General features: G+C 69.1%; 13 protein-coding genes. 6 read left to right on the plus strand and 7 right to left on the minus strand.

Going from position 1 to position 14,922, the window contains the following annotated elements:
- Nucleotides 1–114 precede the first annotated feature (114 nt).
- From A4X17_RS10040 to A4X17_RS10050, 3 genes are all read left to right on the plus strand, one after another.
- Entirely contained in the window at nucleotides 115–1,035 is a 921-nt protein-coding gene (locus A4X17_RS10040) for an AEC family transporter (RefSeq protein WP_064295529.1), read from the plus strand.
- Between the two features lie 160 nt (nucleotides 1,036–1,195).
- A complete protein-coding gene (locus tag A4X17_RS10045; RefSeq protein WP_064295530.1) occupies nucleotides 1,196–2,788 on the plus strand; it encodes an amino acid permease in 1,593 nt (530 codons plus the stop codon).
- Between the two features lie 161 nt (nucleotides 2,789–2,949).
- Nucleotides 2,950–4,539 carry a DUF4832 domain-containing protein gene (locus A4X17_RS10050; RefSeq protein ID WP_064295531.1) on the plus strand — a complete coding sequence of 530 codons (1,590 nt, stop codon included), beginning with the start codon at nucleotides 2,950–2,952 and terminating at the stop codon, nucleotides 4,537–4,539.
- 282 nt (nucleotides 4,540–4,821) lie between these two features.
- Here A4X17_RS10050 and A4X17_RS10055 read toward each other — a convergent pair whose 3' ends face one another.
- The gene (locus tag A4X17_RS10055; protein ID WP_064295532.1) at nucleotides 4,822–5,697 is read right to left on the minus strand and encodes an exodeoxyribonuclease III; all 876 of its coding nucleotides are present in this window, start codon (nucleotides 5,695–5,697) and stop codon (nucleotides 4,822–4,824) included.
- Nucleotides 5,698–5,868: 171 nt separating this feature from the next.
- On the opposite strand from A4X17_RS10055, the gene A4X17_RS10060 reads away from it, so the two are divergent.
- Complete coding sequence (locus A4X17_RS10060) at nucleotides 5,869–6,567, plus strand: DedA family protein (protein WP_064295533.1); 699 nt, start codon at nucleotides 5,869–5,871, stop codon at nucleotides 6,565–6,567.
- 91 nt (nucleotides 6,568–6,658) lie between these two features.
- On the opposite strand, the gene A4X17_RS10065 is transcribed toward A4X17_RS10060, so the two are convergent.
- A complete protein-coding gene (locus tag A4X17_RS10065) occupies nucleotides 6,659–7,609 on the minus strand; it encodes a LysR family transcriptional regulator (RefSeq protein WP_064295534.1) in 951 nt (316 codons plus the stop codon).
- Nucleotides 7,610–7,680: 71 nt separating this feature from the next.
- On the opposite strand from A4X17_RS10065, the gene A4X17_RS19760 reads away from it, so the two are divergent.
- Nucleotides 7,681–7,803 (plus strand): hypothetical protein, encoded by a 123-nt coding sequence (locus A4X17_RS19760; RefSeq protein WP_255376692.1) that lies wholly within the window; start codon nucleotides 7,681–7,683, stop codon nucleotides 7,801–7,803.
- A gap of 90 nt (nucleotides 7,804–7,893) precedes the next feature.
- On the opposite strand, the gene A4X17_RS10070 is transcribed toward A4X17_RS19760, so the two are convergent.
- The 5 genes from A4X17_RS10070 to A4X17_RS10090 all read right to left on the minus strand — a co-directional run bounded on the left by A4X17_RS10070 (nucleotide 7,894) and on the right by A4X17_RS10090 (nucleotide 13,125).
- Entirely contained in the window at nucleotides 7,894–8,658 is a 765-nt protein-coding gene (locus A4X17_RS10070; protein ID WP_064295535.1) for a FadR/GntR family transcriptional regulator, read from the minus strand.
- A 53-nt stretch (nucleotides 8,659–8,711) separates the two neighbouring features.
- Entirely contained in the window at nucleotides 8,712–9,500 is a 789-nt protein-coding gene (locus A4X17_RS10075) for a 3-oxoacyl-ACP reductase (protein WP_194718745.1), read from the minus strand.
- An 82-nt stretch (nucleotides 9,501–9,582) separates the two neighbouring features.
- On the minus strand, nucleotides 9,583–10,938 hold the full coding sequence (locus A4X17_RS10080) for an aldehyde dehydrogenase (RefSeq protein ID WP_064295536.1): 1,356 nt from the start codon (nucleotides 10,936–10,938) through the stop codon (nucleotides 9,583–9,585).
- On the minus strand, nucleotides 10,935–11,771 hold the full coding sequence (locus A4X17_RS10085) for a gamma-glutamyl-gamma-aminobutyrate hydrolase family protein (RefSeq protein WP_064295537.1): 837 nt from the start codon (nucleotides 11,769–11,771) through the stop codon (nucleotides 10,935–10,937). Before A4X17_RS10085 ends, A4X17_RS10080 begins: the two co-directional genes overlap by 4 nt.
- Nucleotides 11,758–13,125 (minus strand): glutamine synthetase family protein, encoded by a 1,368-nt coding sequence (locus A4X17_RS10090; protein ID WP_064295538.1) that lies wholly within the window; start codon nucleotides 13,123–13,125, stop codon nucleotides 11,758–11,760. The genes A4X17_RS10085 and A4X17_RS10090 overlap by 14 nt, the downstream gene beginning before the upstream one ends.
- A gap of 238 nt (nucleotides 13,126–13,363) precedes the next feature.
- Between A4X17_RS10090 and A4X17_RS10095 the strand changes: the two genes are divergently transcribed.
- On the plus strand, nucleotides 13,364–14,920 hold the full coding sequence (locus A4X17_RS10095; protein WP_064295539.1) for an amino acid permease: 1,557 nt from the start codon (nucleotides 13,364–13,366) through the stop codon (nucleotides 14,918–14,920).
- Nucleotides 14,921–14,922 lie beyond the last annotated feature (2 nt).

Consider the following 14,922-nt stretch of genomic DNA (forward strand, 5'->3'; position numbering starts at 1 on the left):
CGCGGGGCGATGGTGGTGCCCGGCTCTCCTCCCCAGATTCTCCACGCCGGCCGCCCGCTCCACAACCGTCGGCTCGACCGGGCCGGTGGACGGGCTGCACCTAGGCTGGACGGCATGGGTGGAGTGCTGACGGGGTTCGCGATCATCGGCACCGTCATCCTCGTCGGCTACCTCGCCGGGCGTCTCGAGGTCGGGGGCCCGACGACCGGGCATGTGCTCAACCGGGTGGCGTTCTTCGTCACCAACCCGGCGCTGCTGTTCACCGTGCTCGCCACGGCCGACCTGCACGAGGTGTTCAGCAGTTTCATCTGGGTCGCCCTCGCGAGTGCCCTGTCGGCCGCCGCACTCTTCGTGCTGCTGAACGCCGTGTGGCTGCGCAAGGACCTCTCCGTCGCGACGATCGGCGCACTCGGCTCGGGTTACGTCAACGCCAACAACATCGGCATCCCGGTGGCGGTCTACGTCCTCGGTGAGGCCGGCTACGTCGCCCCGGTCATCCTGCTGCAGCTGCTCGTCTTCGCTCCGATCGCCCTCACCATCCTCGATGTCAGACAGCGCGGCTCCGTCTCCTTCCTCGGTGTCGTGACGCAACCCTTCCGCAATCCGATGATCGTTGCGTCGATCGTCGGCGTCGTGCTCAACCTGTTCGGCGTCCCACTGCCCGAGCCGGTCATGGCCCCGTTCGAACTCCTCGGGGGCGCGGCGGTGCCGCTCATCCTGATGGCGTTCGGGATGTCGATGCACGGCATGCGGCCGTTGCAGGCCGGCAGCGGACGTCGGGAGATCTTCGTGGCGACCGCGATCAAATCGGTCGTGATGCCCGGGTTCGCCTACCTCATCGCCCACTTCGGGTTCGGGCTGAGTGGCACGCCGTTGTTCGCCTCGGTCGTCCTCGCCGCCCTCCCGGCGGCCCAGAACGTCTACAACTTCGCCAGCCGCTACGAGCAGGGCGTCACGCTCGCCCGCGACACCGTCCTGCTGACGACGATCCTCTCCGTACCGGTCCTCGTCGTCGTCGCAGCCCTGCTCGCCTGACCTCCGGAACCGGTCCATCCGGAACAGCTCTGTCCTCCGAAGAATGGACAGCGATGGCCGGAAAAGTCGAACGTTCGCGACTACTCTTGGGCGGGCGCGACTGAGATATACCACCGTCCAGTCCGGTGGAGCACCACCGGACACGACCCGATGGGACGACATGACCGAAGGCACGAACCCACGACACGTACGCTCCGGAGACTGGGCCGAATCCCGCGAGACCGTCGGCGACGAGATGCTCGCCGTGCAGGACTTCTCCGGTGAGGAGGAGGGATACCACAAGACCCTCAAGCCGCGGCAGATCCAGATGATCGCGATCGGCGGCGCGATCGGCACGGGGCTCTTCCTCGGTGCGGGCGGGCGTCTGAACAGCTCCGGCCCGGCGCTCATCCTCGTGTACGCGCTCTGCGGGTTCTTCGCGTTCCTCATCCTCCGCGCTCTGGGCGAACTCGTCCTCCACCGCCCGTCCTCGGGCTCGTTCATCTCCTACGCGCGTGAGTTCTACGGCGAGAAGATGGCGTTCGGCGCGGGGTGGTTGTACTTCCTCAACTGGGCGATGACCTCGATCGTCGACGTCACCGCGGCCGCGCTCTACATCAAGACCTTCGGCAAGCTGTTCGGTTGGAAGGAACTCGAGGACTTCCCGCAGTGGGTCTTCGCACTCGGTGCCCTCGTCATCGTGCTGGCGCTCAACCTCGTCTCCGTCAAGCTGTTCGGGGAGATGGAGTTCTGGTTCGCGCTCATCAAGGTGTCGGCGCTCGTGATCTTCCTCATCGTCGGCGTCTGCTTCATCGTCTTCGGCGGACGTACCGACATCGGCGCCGTCGGATTCTCGGTCATAGGCGACAACGGCGGGCTGTTCCCGGTCGGGGCCTTCGCCCCGATGATCGCGATCTCCGGTGTGGTCTTCGCTTACGCAGCCATCGAGCTCGTAGGTACGGCTGCCGGTGAGACGGCGGAGCCGAAGAAGATCATGCCGAAGGCCGTCAACACGGTCATCTTCCGCATCGCGATCTTCTACGTCGGCTCGGTGCTGCTGCTGTCGCTCCTGCTGCCGTACACGGCCTACGAGGCCGGCGAGAGCCCGTTCGTCACCTTCTTCTCGCACATCGGGTCGGAGCAGGCCGGGGCGATCTCGGCGTCGGTCATGAACTTCGTGGTCCTGACGGCAGCGCTGTCGAGCCTCAACGCCGGTCTGTACTCGACGGGCCGCATCCTGCGCTCCATGGCGGTCAACGGCTCGGCTCCCGCCTTCACCGGCAAGATGAGCAAGAACGGCGTCCCCTTCGGCGGCATCCTGCTCACGGCGGCACTCACCCTGCTGGGTGTCGGCCTCAACGCGCTCGTCCCGTCGAAGGCATTCGAGATCGTGCTCGAGATCTCGGCGATCGGCATCATCGGCGGGTGGGCGACGATCATCCTCTGCCAGATCCAGCTGCAGCGCTGGGCCAAGCAGGGCAAGGTCGAGCGGCCGTCGTTCCGCCTGTTCGGGGCGCCGTTCACGTCGTATCTGACCTTGGCGTTCCTCGCCTTCGTCCTCGTGACCATGGGCTTCTCGGAGACCGGCCGCTGGGTCCTCGCCTCCCTCGTCGTCCTCATCCCGCTGCTCATCGTCGGATGGTTCGCGGCGAAGCCTCGAATCCTGGCAGCCGCGGCCGCACGGGAGGGGCACACGGGCACCTGGCCGGTGGTCGCGGAGCGTCCCGCCATCGATGCGAACAAGCGGAAGCGCGGGGGCGCACCGAAGTCTTAGGCGGGAGCGGGGGCGGCGACCTGATCGGCGTTCCGAGGTGAATCGCTAAGCGATAGTGATCACTTCGACCAGGTTTCGAGCATTCCCTTGCACCTCGGGTGTCGGTTCAGCAGGATGTGGGCAACCTCTTCCGTGCACCACCGGACCCCGTTGGAGTTCCCGTGAACCGTCGTCTCCGTCTCGTCGCCGTGCTCGCCGCGTGCGGCATCGTCGTCGCCACCCCGCTGAGCGCCGCGGCGCAGGCACCTGCCCCGACACCGGCCGACACGGTCGCCTACGAGGCGAGCGATGCGATCATCGCGAATCCCGAGCGCGGCTTCGACCACACGAACAACACGCACTACTACCCCGAGGGGACCGAAGGCGGGCCGGGGTACACGCCGCTCGACGTGGCCACCCTGGCGGCCTACCGCGAGGAGGGCATCACCGAGCTCGTCCGCGTCTTCTACATGGAACGGTTCGTGGCCGAGCCGACCCTCGACCCCGCCTGGCTCGCGCTCGTCCAGGCGGACTTCGACGCGGCTCGCGCCGCCGGCATCTCGATCATCCCCCGCTTCGCGTACCTGGCGGGCGGTGACTGGCCCTATACACCGCCCTACGGCGACGCACCGCTCGACATCGTGCTCACCCACATCGAGCAGCTCACACCGATCTTCCAGGACAACGCCGACGTCATCTCGGTCGTGCAGGCCGGCTTCGTCGGCCTCTGGGGCGAGGGCTACTACACGGACCACTTCGCCGCGGACCCGGCGAACCCCGGTGTCCTCACGGACGAGGACTGGGCGAAGCGTCGCGCAGTCGTCGAGGCGCTCCTCGAGGCGGTTCCCGCCGACCGCTCCATCCAGGTGCGGACCATGAACATGAAGCAGAACATCCTCGGGGTGCCGTCCGGAACCGCCGGGGCCATCACCGAGGCGCAGGCGTTCGACGGCAGCGCCATCTCGCGCATCGGCCACCACAACGACTGCTTCCTCGCGGCGCCCGACGACTGGGGCACGTACCTGTCCGACCCGATCTCGCTCGATCAGGACTACCTCGCACAGGAGGGCGACTGGGTGCCGGTGGGCGGTGAGACCTGCAACGTGAACCCGCCGCGCTCGGAGTGGGCGACGGCCTCGGCCGAGATGGAACGCTACAACTTCAGCTACCTCAACTGGGACTACCTGCAGGACGTCCTGCAGTCCTGGGGCCAGGAGAACCTCGACACCACCGCGAAGCGACTCGGCTACCGCTTCGTGATGACCGAGAGTTCGGTCGTGGACGGCACGCTCTCGCTGACGGTCCGGAACGACGGGTGGGCGGCTCCGTACAACAGCCGGCCCGCCTACCTGGTCCTGTCGAACGCCGAGCGCACGGTGCTCGTCCCGTTCGGCTCGGACGCCCGCACCTGGGGCGCGGGGGAGACCGTCACGCTCCAGGCGTCACTCGCCGACGTCCCGGCCGGTCGTTACGACACCGCGCTGTCGCTGCCCGCCACGCACGAGTCGGTCGCGACGAATCCGCTTTACGCCGTCCAGACGGCGAACGTCGGCACCTGGGACGCGGAGACCGGTGTGAACAGCCTGCAGCGTCAGGTGACCGTCGGTGCCGACGGCGTCGTCATGGCCGAACCGGTGGCCGGTGCTGCGGCCAGGCTGCCCGACACCGGCGTCTCGTCGCTCGCTCCCGCATGGCTGGGTGGTGGCGCGATCGCCCTCGGTGCCCTCGCGCTGGTCCTCTCCCGCCGCCGGGTCTCCTCGCCCGCGTCCTGATCGGGGGACGTTCACAACTCCTGCTCGATCGGGGCGGCTACCGCCTCCGGTCTCGGACAGGGCCGCCGAGGCATGACCTGCAGGAGTTGTGAACACGGTTCGGACGGTCGGGCGGTCGAGCGCCGGACGGTTGGGTGAGGCGGGGCCAGCGGGTGCCTGTCCGCGGGCGAGGCCGTCTGCCGTGTTCACAACTCCTGCTGAGTGCTCGTTCTTGGCGCCTGGGGTCCCAGCTGAGCGCTGGCGTGCTCCGACAGCAGGAGTTGTGGGCGGTGCGGAGCGGTGTCAGCCGAAGATCATCGGTGAGTCGTCGTCCTCTTCGTCCGACAGGGTGAAGTCGAGGTCGACGACGACGGGAACGTGGTCGCTCGGACTGTCGCCTTTGCGCTCGTTGCGGTGGATCGACGCCTCGACGACGTGGTCCGCGAACGCCTGCGAGCCGTAGATGAAGTCGATGCGGAGGCCCTCGTTGCGGGGGAACCGGAGCTGCTTGTAGTCCCAGAAGGTGTAGCCCTCGGGGACGAACGGGCGGACGGTGTCCTGCAGTCCCGCGTCGACGAAGGCGGCGAGGGCGGCGCGCTCCGGCGCGGAGATGTGGGTCGAGCCAGGGCCGAAGCTCGGGTCGCCGACGTCGGAGTCGAGCGGGGCGACGTTCCAGTCGCCCATGAGCGCGAGCGGCAGTTCGGGGTTCTCGGCGAGCCAGGAGCGGGTGTCTGCCTCGAGCGCGGCGAGCCAGCGGAGCTTGTAGTCGTAGTGCGGGTCGCCGACGGCGCGGCCGTTCGGGACGTACAGGCTCCAGAGGCGGACGCCGTCGACCGTCGCGCCGATGGCTCGTGCTTCGAGCGGCAGGCCGTCGGCGTCGAATCCGGGACCGTCCAGCGCGAGGCTCGCCGGCGGCTTGCCGAAGCCCGGCATGTCGGGGAAGCCGATCTGCACGTCCTCTATCGGGAGGCGGCTGGCGATGCCGACGCCGTTCCACTGGCTGAGACCGTGGAGCTCCACCTGGTAGCCGGCCTTCGTGAAGGCCTCCATCGGGAACTGCTCGGGCTTGCACTTGAGCTCCTGCATGGCGAGGACGTCGACGTCCTCACGGACGAGCCAGTCGACCACGCGGCCGACGCGGGTACGGATCGAGTTGACGTTCCAGGTGGCGATGCGCATGCCCCAACGCTATCGGTTTCCGTTCTCAGGAGACCTCCGGCGTGTCGCCCCGAGTGAGGCTCGCCACGCCGAAGCGGTCCTGAGAACGGGCCGGTTCGGTGGAACCGACGGGTGGGGGATTGAGCGGAGGTTCCCAGGGATGGCGAGCGGGTGTCGCGTAGCGTCGAGGGTATGACGACGTCCACCGCCGCCACGTCCAGCCTGTCCGCCGCCTCGACCGGAGGGGACAGCGCCCTCGGAGGGGTCGCCGACTGGGCGGTCGACCTCATGGAGACGTTGGGTGGTCCGGGAGCCGGCCTCGCCATCGCCCTCGAGAACCTCTTCCCGCCGTTGCCGAGCGAGATCATCCTGCCGCTCGCCGGATTCGCCGCCAGTCAGGGCAAGCTCGGTCTCGTCGAGGTCCTCATCTGGACGACGGCCGGTTCCGTGATCGGTGCGCTGGCCCTCTACGCGATCGGGGCGGTGCTCGGACGCGACCGGATGCGACGGCTCGCCGATCGCGTGCCGCTCGTGCACGTCGAGGACGTCGACCGCGTGGAGGCCTGGTTCCAGAAGCACGGTTCGAAGGCGGTGTTCTTCGGTCGGATGCTGCCGATCTTCCGGAGTCTCATCTCCGTCCCCGCCGGCGTGGAACGGATGCCGGTCCTGCGGTTCACCCTGCTCACCTTCGCGGGCAGTGCCATCTGGAACACCATCTTCGTCCTCGCCGGCTTCTTCCTCGGCGAGCAGTGGCACATCGTCGAGGAGTACGCGGGCATCCTTCAGAAGGTGGTCATCGCGGGCGTCGTGATCGCCGTCGGCGTCGCGGTCTGGCGCGGCGTGCAGCGGTACCGCCGGGAGCGCAGCGGCGTCGGTCGGGCCGAGGGCTGACCGTCATCGCCGGGACCGTTCTCAGGACTCGAGCGGGGTATCCGCGGTCGCCGCCACCGGCGCACCGACGGACTCCTGAGAACGGTCCAGCTCACACCCAGCGGGGCGTGGTGAGTTCCTCGGGCTCCGGCGCGGTGTGCGAGGCGGCGACCGACTGTGCCTCCACACGGATCGCGTCGAGGACGGTCCGCACCGCCAGGCGTTCGGCGCGGTCGGGACGCGACAGTGCGACGATCCGACGGGTCGCGTCGAGCCCCGCGAGCGGACGGAGGACGATGCCGCGCTCCGGGCCGCTCGCCGTGTACCGCGGGAGGAGCCCGATGCCGAGGCCCGCCGCGACCATCGCCTCCGCGATGCGGTTGTCGCTCACCCGCTGCACCACTCGGAGCTCGCCGCCCGATTCGGCCTCGATGCTGCGGAGCAGGCGGTCGAGCGGATAGCCGACCGGCACGCCGATCCAGGACTCGTCCGCGAGGTCCGCCGGGGTCAGGACGGTCTGGCCGCTCAAGCGATGCCCGACCGGCAGTACGACGTCGAGCGGCTCGGAGAGCAGCTGCGTGATGCGGAGACCGCGACGGACCCAGTTGCGCTCGCCGCTGATCGCCTGCGCGATGACGATGTCGAAGTCGGCCGCCAGATCGGGGAAGTCCTCGAGGTCGGGGTCGCGGTCGCTCACGACGACCCGCAGGCCGGGTACCGCCTCGAGGCTGCGGAGCACGGCGGGGACGACCATCTGCCCGAAGGTGGGGAAGGTCGCGACCGTGACGGTGCCGATCGGACGGTTGCGGTACTCGTCCCACACGCTCGTCGCCCGCTCGATCGCGACGGCGACGTCTGTGGCGCTGGCCGCGAGTGCCCGGCCGGCGTCGGTGAGGACGAGGCCGCGACCACGCCGTTCGGTGAGCGGCAGGCCGGCCTCGCGCTCGAGGACCTTGAGCTGTTGGGAGACCGCGGACGGGGTGCGGTGTGTGGCCTCGGCGACGGCGTGCACGGTGCCGCGCTCGGCGAGTTCGCGGAGCAGGTCGAGTCGGCGGACGTCCATGTAGCGATGCTACCGAATAGCGTCAGTATTGTTCGCTTGTCCTTCATGCCAGACAGGCGTTTTATAGAACTATGACCATCTATCTCGGCATCATCGCCCTCCTCGCTGCGAGTGCGGCCGTTGGATCGGTCGTCGTCGTCAAGCGCGACGGCTACCGTGCCATCCCGGCCCGCACCTACCCGAAGTCCTTCTAGGACCTCGCACCCGCCGGCACGACCGGCGCATCCGACCTCCTCGCGACTCGTCGCCGGGAGGTCGTTCCATGTCCGCGCCGCGACAGGCGCTCAGGCGAGGAAGCCTCGCAGGAGCGCCTCGGAGCCGGCGACGTGCTCGGCCATCGCCTGCGCCGCCTCCTCGGGGTGACCGCGCAGGATCGCCTTGACGATGCGCTCGTGCTGCTCGTCGGAGTGGGCGATGTTCACCGCCAGCAGTGGGATGCCGTTGAGGAGTTCGTTGACCCGCATGCGCGACTCGGCGACGAGCGGCAGCAGGCTGGGCGCTCCCACGAGCTCCGCGATGAGCAGGTGGAGGCGGGAGTCGTGGCGGCGGTAGTCGGCGGGCGCCGCATCCCGGCAGTCTCCGAGCGCCTGCCACAGGCGTTCGCGGTCGGCGCCGGACAGCTTGCACTGCGCCGCCTCGCGCGCAGCACCGACCTCGAGGATGCTGCGGAGCGTGAGCGTGTCCTCGATCTCCGCCGCCGAGATCGAGACCCGGCCGGCCTCGGGGGAGTGGGCCCCGGTGATCGCCTCGTCGTCGGGCAGCTCGTCCATGACGAACGTCCCGCCGTAGCGTCCTCGCCGCGAGGTCAGGTAACCGGCCTCGGTGAGCGCGGCGATGGCATCCCGCACGGTGTCCCGGCTGACCCCCTGCATCGTCGCGAGTTCGCGCTCGGCCGGCAGGCGACCGCCCGGCTCGATGAGCCCGAGACGGATGGACTGCAGGAGCCGCTGGACGGTCTCCTCGAACGCGTTCCCGGCGCGGCCCGGACGCAGGAGGAGCTCGGCGCTGAGCACCTCGGTCGCCTCGTCGCCCTTCCGCGTCTCGCTCATCGGATCAGTCTATTTCGCCGGGGTCGCGTCCCCCGCCCGGGCATGTCGTCAGCTCATTCCGGCGTCACGTAGGCGGAGGAGATGCCGCCGTCGACGAGGAACGTCGACCCGGTGATGAAGGAGGAGTCGTCGCTCGCGAGGAAGGCGACGGACGCGGCCAACTCTTCAGGCTCCGCGAACCGACCGAGGGGGATGTGCACGAGTCGCCGCTGCGCGCGTACCGGGTCCTTCGCGAAGAGCTCCTGCAGCAGCGCGGTGTTGACGGGACCGGGACACAGGGCGTTGACGCGGATGCCCTGCCGGGCGAACTGCACGCCGAGCTCGCGGCTCATCGCGAGCACTCCGCCCTTGGACGCCGTGTACGAGATCTGCGAGGTGGCCGAACCCAGGACGGCGACGAACGACGCCGTGTTGATGATCGAGCCCTTCCCCTGCCGCACCATGTGACGGATGGCGGCGCGCGAGCACAGGTAGACCGACTTGAGGTTCACGTCCTGCACGCGCTCCCAGGCCGGGAGTTCGGTCGTCTCGATCGAGTCGTCGTCGGGCGGGGAGATGCCGGCGTTGTTGAAGGCGATGTCGACCGAGCCGTAGGTCTCGGCCGCCGTGTCGAACAGGTGGTCGACCTGCGCCTGGTCGGTCACGTCCACCTGGACGAAGAGCCCACCGACGAGCTCGGCCGCCGCCTGGCCGGTCGTCGGGTCGAGGTCGCCGATGACGACGGTGGCGCCCTCCGCGGCGAAGCGCTTCGCCGTGGCGAGGCCGATGCCGCTCGCGCCGCCGGTGATCACGGCGACCTTTCCGGCGAGCCGCTGGGTGAGGTCGATGGGGGTGATGGTCATGTGGTGCTCTTTCTCTCTGCCCCGCCCTTCGACAGGCTCAGGGACCGGGGATGGTGCTCAGGGGCCGGGTGGTGCGGGTCGTTCAGTCGACGGCGAGGAAGACGTTCTTCGTCTCCGTGAAGGCGAGCGGGGCGTCGGGACCGAGCTCGCGCCCGAGACCCGACTGCTTGAACCCGCCGAAGGGGGTGGAGTAGCGGACGGAGGAGTGGGAGTTGACGGACAGGTTGCCCGACTCCACCGCTCGAGCGGCCCGTATCGCGCGACCGACGTCGCGGGTCCAGATCGAGCCGGAGAGGCCGTACTCCGTGTCGTTCGCGAGGGTGAGAGCGTCGGCCTCGTCCTCGAAGGGCAGGACGGCGACGACGGGACCGAAGATCTCCTCCCGGACGGTGCGGTCGTCGCGGCCGGGCGTCAGGACGGTCGGCGCGAACCAGTACCCCGGGCCGTCCGGGGCGCTCCCGGTGAAGGCGATCGGCGCACCCTCGGGCACGTACGAGCGCACGGCGGCCAGATGCGGAGCGGAGACGAGCGGTCCCATCTCGGTGGCCTCGTCGTTCGGATCGCCGACGACCACACCCTGCACGGCCGGCTCCAGCAGCTCCATGAACCGCTCGTAGACGCTCCGTTGGACGAGGATCCGGCTCCGGGCGCAGCAGTCCTGGCCCGCGTTCTCGAAGACGCCGTAGGGGGCGGCCGCGGCCGCGCGTTCGAGGTCGGCGTCCGCGAACACGATGTTGGCGCTCTTGCCGCCGAGTTCGAGGGTGACGCGCTTCACCTGCTCCGCCGCGCCGGCCATGATGCGCTTGCCGACGGCGGTCGACCCGGTGAAGACGACCTTCCGGACGGTCTCGTTCGTGACGAAGCGCTCGCCGACGACCGACCCGCGGCCCGGCAACACCTGGAACAGGCCCTCGGGCAGACCGGACTCGAGGGCGAGTTCACCGAGGCGGATGCTCGTCAGTGGCGTCCATTCCGCGGGCTTCAGGACCACCGCGTTCCCCGCCGCGAGCGCCGGTGCGAACCCCCAGGCAGCGATCGTCATCGGGAAGTTCCACGGGGTGATGATGCCGACGACGCCGAGCGGTTCGTGGAAGGTGAGGTCGATGCCGCCGGCGACGGGGATCTGCTGACCGAAGAGCCGTTCGGGTGACGCCGAGTAGTACTCGAGCACGTCGCGGACGTGACCGGCCTCCCACCGCGCCTGGGTGATGGGGTGGCCGGAGTTGACGACCTCGAGGCTCGCGAGGTGCTCGCGGTCGGCGTCGACCGATGCGGCGAACCGGCGGAGCGCCTGGGCGCGGTCGGCGGGGCTGACGGCCGCCCAGGACCGCTGGGCGACGGCGGCGCGGGCGATGGCGGCGTCCGTCTCGGCGAGGTCGAGGTGCTCGACCGTCGTGACGACGTGCTCGTTCGCCGGATTGAGGATCGTGTAGCTCACGGTGTGGTGCTCCTGCTCTCGGTGCCGGGTGTGGTGCTGGTGCTGAGTCCTGCGGTGGTCCCGGCGTCGCGGTGTCGACGCGCGGCGTCCACGAGCCCGGCGAAGAGACGCCGGTCGGCCGTCTCCTCCTCGGGGTGCCACTGCACGGCGAGACCGAAGGGGACCGTCGGCAGCTCGACCGCCTCGATGACGCCCTCCTCGGTGCGGGCGGTGACGACGAGTCCGTCGGCGACGCGGTCGATCGACTGGTGGTGGTAGACGTGCACGTCGAGCTCGTCGTCGTCCTGCCGGAGCAGCGCGGCCAGCCGCGAGTCGGCTTCGATCGCGACGGTCTTCGGCCCGAAGACGCCCTCGCCGGGCTGGAAGGAGTCGTCGCCGACGAGGTCGGGGAGGTGTTGGATCAGCGTCCCGCCGAGCGCGACGTTCAACAGTTGTGCGCCACGACAGATGCCGAGGAACGGCAGCTCGGCGTCGATCGCCGCCGTGAGCAGCGCCTCCTCCCAGGCGTCCCGGTCGGTCCGTGGTCGACCCGTGCGCGGGTGGGCGGCCTGCCCGTACAGGCCGGGGTCGACGTCGGCGCCACCCGAGACGATGAGGCCGTCGAGCCGCGCCAGCACGGACGCGGCCACGGCACGGGTGACCGGCTGGGGTGGGAGGAGGACCGCGATCCCACCCGCATCCGTCACGGCGTCGAGGTACACCTTCGGCAGGAAGGACGCCGGGACGTCCCACACACCGGTCTGGGCCTGTTCGAGGTAGGTCGTGACACCGATGAGCGGAGCGCTCGAGACGGGCGGGTCGGTCGCTGGGACGTCCGGGTCAGAGGCGTTCAAAGCCGCGCACCCGCTCCCAGTCCGTCACCGCGGCGTCGAAGGCGGCGAGTTCCACCTTCGCGAAGTTCAGGTAGTGGTCGACGACCTCGTCGCCGAAGGCCTCGCGGGCGATCGTCGACCGCGAGAAGAGCTCGGCCGCCTCCCGGAGCGAGGTCGGGACGCGGGGCGCACCGCCCGTGTAGGCGTTGCCGCCGGTCGGGTCCTCCAGTTCCAGTTCGTTCTCGATGCCGTGCAGTCCGGCGGCGATGAGGGCGGCGACGGCGAGATACTGGTTCACGTCGCCACCCGGCACCCGGTTCTCGACGCGCATGCCGAGCGCCCGGCCGACGACCCGGAGCGAGCAGGTGCGGTTGTCGTGTCCCCAGGCGACGGCCGTCGGGGCGAAGCTGCCGTCGACGTAGCGCTTGTAGGAGTTGATGTTCGGCGCGAAGAACATCGTCAGCTCGCGCATCGCGGCGAGCTGCCCGGCCAGGAAGTGCCGGAAGAGCTTCGACATGCCGTCGGGCGCGTCGGGGTCCGCGAACACGGCCGAACCGTCTTCGCCGCGGAGGCTGATGTGGATGTGGCAGCTGTTGCCTTCGCGCTCGTCGAACTTCGCCATGAACGTGAGGCTCTTGCCGTGGGCGTCGGCGATCTCCTTCGCCCCGTTCTTGTAGATCGAGTGGTTGTCGCAGGTGACGAGGGCGTGGTCGTAGCGGAACGCGATCTCCTGCTGCCCGAGGTTGCATTCGCCCTTCACGCCCTCGCAGTACATGCCGGCGCCGTCCATGGCGTTGCGGATGTCGCGCAGCAACGGCTCCATGCGGGTCGAGGCGAGGATCGCGTAGTCGATGTTGTAGTCGGTGGCGGGGGTCAGCTTCGTGTAGTCCTTCGCCCAGGCCTCCCGGAAGGTGTCGTCGAAGACGAGGAACTCGAGCTCCGTGCCGACGAACGGGACGAGGCCGCGTTCCGCGAGCCGTTCGAGCTGGGCGATGAGGATCTGACGGGGTGAAGCGACCACCGGGGCGTCGTCGAGCCACTGGAGGTCGGCGGTGACGAGGGCCGTGCCCGGCAGCCAGGGCGCGCGGCGGAGGGTCGAGAAGTCGGGGATCATCGCCATGTCGCCGTAGCCGCGTTCCCAACTCGACATCGCGTAGCCGTCGACCGTGTTCATCTCGACGTCGACCGCGAGCAGGTAGTTGCAACACTCCGCCCCGTGCTCGGCGACGTCCTCGACGAAGAGGCGTGCCGAGACGCGCTTGCCGACGAGTCGGCCCTGCATGTCGGTGAACGCGAGGATCACGGTGTCGATCTCGCGCGCGGCGACGGCCGTCGTGAGCTCCTCGAGCGTCAGGTTTCCTGAGCGTGGGTGCATGGCAGCTCCTCGTTGATCGGGGGACCCGTCGTCGGCGTTCTACCTCGATGGAGAACTGAAAGGTCGCGAACCCGACCATTACATCACAACGCCTCCAGCGGATCGATGCATTTGCGAGAGGGATTTCCTCACAAAGGTATGTACATGCGACCATTGCGGGCCCTAGAGTCAGGCCAACCGAATCTGAGGACGTTGTGCGAGCCCGACGAGCGCGCAACCCGAGCGACAGGACGCATCGATGGCTGACGACACGCGCAAGATCTCCGGGGTGACCTACACCGCGGCCGGCGAGGGGTACTTCGAGAAACGCAGCCTGAAGCGGTCGGCCGGGGTGTGGGGACTCTGGGGCCTCGCCGTCGCGGCGGTCATCTCCGGCGACTTCTCCGGCTGGAACTTCGGCATCGACTTCGCCGGGTTCGGCGGCATGCTCATCGCCTTCGTCATCCTCGTCGCGATGTACTACGGCATGATCTTCTCGATCGGGGAGATGGCCGCAGCGATGCCGCACACCGGCGGGGCCTACTCCTTCGCGAGAGCGGCGATGGGACCGCTGGGCGGGTTCGTGACCGGCCTCGCGGAGACCATCGAGTACGTCGCGACCACGGCCGTGATCGTGTACTTCTCGGCCTCCTACGCCGACGCCATCACGAGCGAGCTGCTCGGCTTCTCCATGCCGTCGCCCGTGTGGTGGGCGATCCTGTACGTCGCGTTCATCGCACTGAACTCCGCCGGTGCGAGCATCTCCTTCCGCTTCGCCATCGTCGTCTCGATCATCTCCATCGGCATCCTGCTCGTCTTCTCCGCGATGGCGGTCTTCTCCGGCCAGTTCGCCTGGGCCAACCTGTTCGACATCGCTCCCGACGCGGGCCAGACCGAGTTCCTGCCGCACGGCGTCCTCCCGATCCTGTTCGCCCTGCCCTTCGCGATGTGGTTCTTCCTCGGCATCGAGGAGCTGCCGCTCGCGGCGGAGGAGTCCCACAACCCGGTGCGCGACATCCCGAAGGCCGGGTTCTGGGCTCGTGGCACGCTCATCGTGACCGGCCTCCTCGTCCTCTTCCTCAACACCGGCGTCATCGGTGCCGAGGCGACCGGGACGGCAGGGGAGCCCTTGCTCGACGGCTTCCGAGCCATCGTCGGTGACGGTGCGGCGGCGGTCCTCGCGCTCTTCGCCCTCATCGGGCTCCTCGCCTCGCTGCAGGGCATCATGTTCGCCTACGGTCGCAACATGTACTCGCTGTCCCGCGCCGGGTACTACCCGCGGTTCCTCTCCCTCACCGGCAAGCGGCAGACGCCGTGGGTGGCCCTTGTGGCCGGGGCGATCATCGGGTTCGTCGCGTTGCTCATCGTCGACGCGGCCGGCGGATCGGGCGGTGTCGCCGGGGCGATCGTGCTCAACATCGCGGTCTGGGGCGCGGTGCTCGCGTACCTCATGCAGATGATCGCGTTCCTGCTGCTGCGCAAGAAGTTCCCGAACGCCAAGCGGCCCTACCTGAGCCCGTGGGGTGTCCCGGGGGCGGTCATCGCGGCCGTCATCGCCGCGCTCATCTTCGTGGGCTTCCTGCTCAACCCGACGTTCCTCCCGGCGATCATCGCGATCGTCGTCGTCTATGTCGTCATGCTGGTCGCCTTCGCGGTCTGGGGTCGCCACCGGCTCGTCATGTCACCGGAGGAGGAGTACGCGGTCTCGGGCGGCCTGCACGGCGACCCGGAGACCGAGGGCTACGGCGGAGCGACCGAGGCGGAACTGCTCGCAGTCGACCGCCCCGAGGACCCGGGTTCCGGCACGGCGCGTTGACC

The organism is Plantibacter sp. H53 (assembly GCF_001650455.1).
GTDB lineage: Bacteria > Actinomycetota > Actinomycetes > Actinomycetales > Microbacteriaceae > Plantibacter > Plantibacter flavus_A.

Coding starts and splice junctions, on each gene's coding strand:
- A4X17_RS10040 (WP_064295529.1), top strand. CDS start 115: ATGGGTGGAGTGCTGACGGGGTTCGCGATCATCGGCACCGTCATCCTC.
- A4X17_RS10045 (WP_064295530.1), top strand. CDS start 1,196: ATGACCGAAGGCACGAACCCACGACACGTACGCTCCGGAGACTGGGCC.
- A4X17_RS10055 (WP_064295532.1), bottom strand. CDS start 5,697: ATGCGCATCGCCACCTGGAACGTCAACTCGATCCGTACCCGCGTCGGC.
- A4X17_RS10060 (WP_064295533.1), top strand. CDS start 5,869: ATGACGACGTCCACCGCCGCCACGTCCAGCCTGTCCGCCGCCTCGACC.
- A4X17_RS10065 (WP_064295534.1), bottom strand. CDS start 7,609: ATGGACGTCCGCCGACTCGACCTGCTCCGCGAACTCGCCGAGCGCGGC.
- A4X17_RS19760 (WP_255376692.1), top strand. CDS start 7,681: ATGACCATCTATCTCGGCATCATCGCCCTCCTCGCTGCGAGTGCGGCC.
- A4X17_RS10070 (WP_064295535.1), bottom strand. CDS start 8,658: ATGAGCGAGACGCGGAAGGGCGACGAGGCGACCGAGGTGCTCAGCGCC.
- A4X17_RS10075 (WP_194718745.1), bottom strand. CDS start 9,500: ATGACCATCACCCCCATCGACCTCACCCAGCGGCTCGCCGGAAAGGTC.
- A4X17_RS10090 (WP_064295538.1), bottom strand. CDS start 13,125: ATGCACCCACGCTCAGGAAACCTGACGCTCGAGGAGCTCACGACGGCC.
- A4X17_RS10095 (WP_064295539.1), top strand. CDS start 13,364: ATGGCTGACGACACGCGCAAGATCTCCGGGGTGACCTACACCGCGGCC.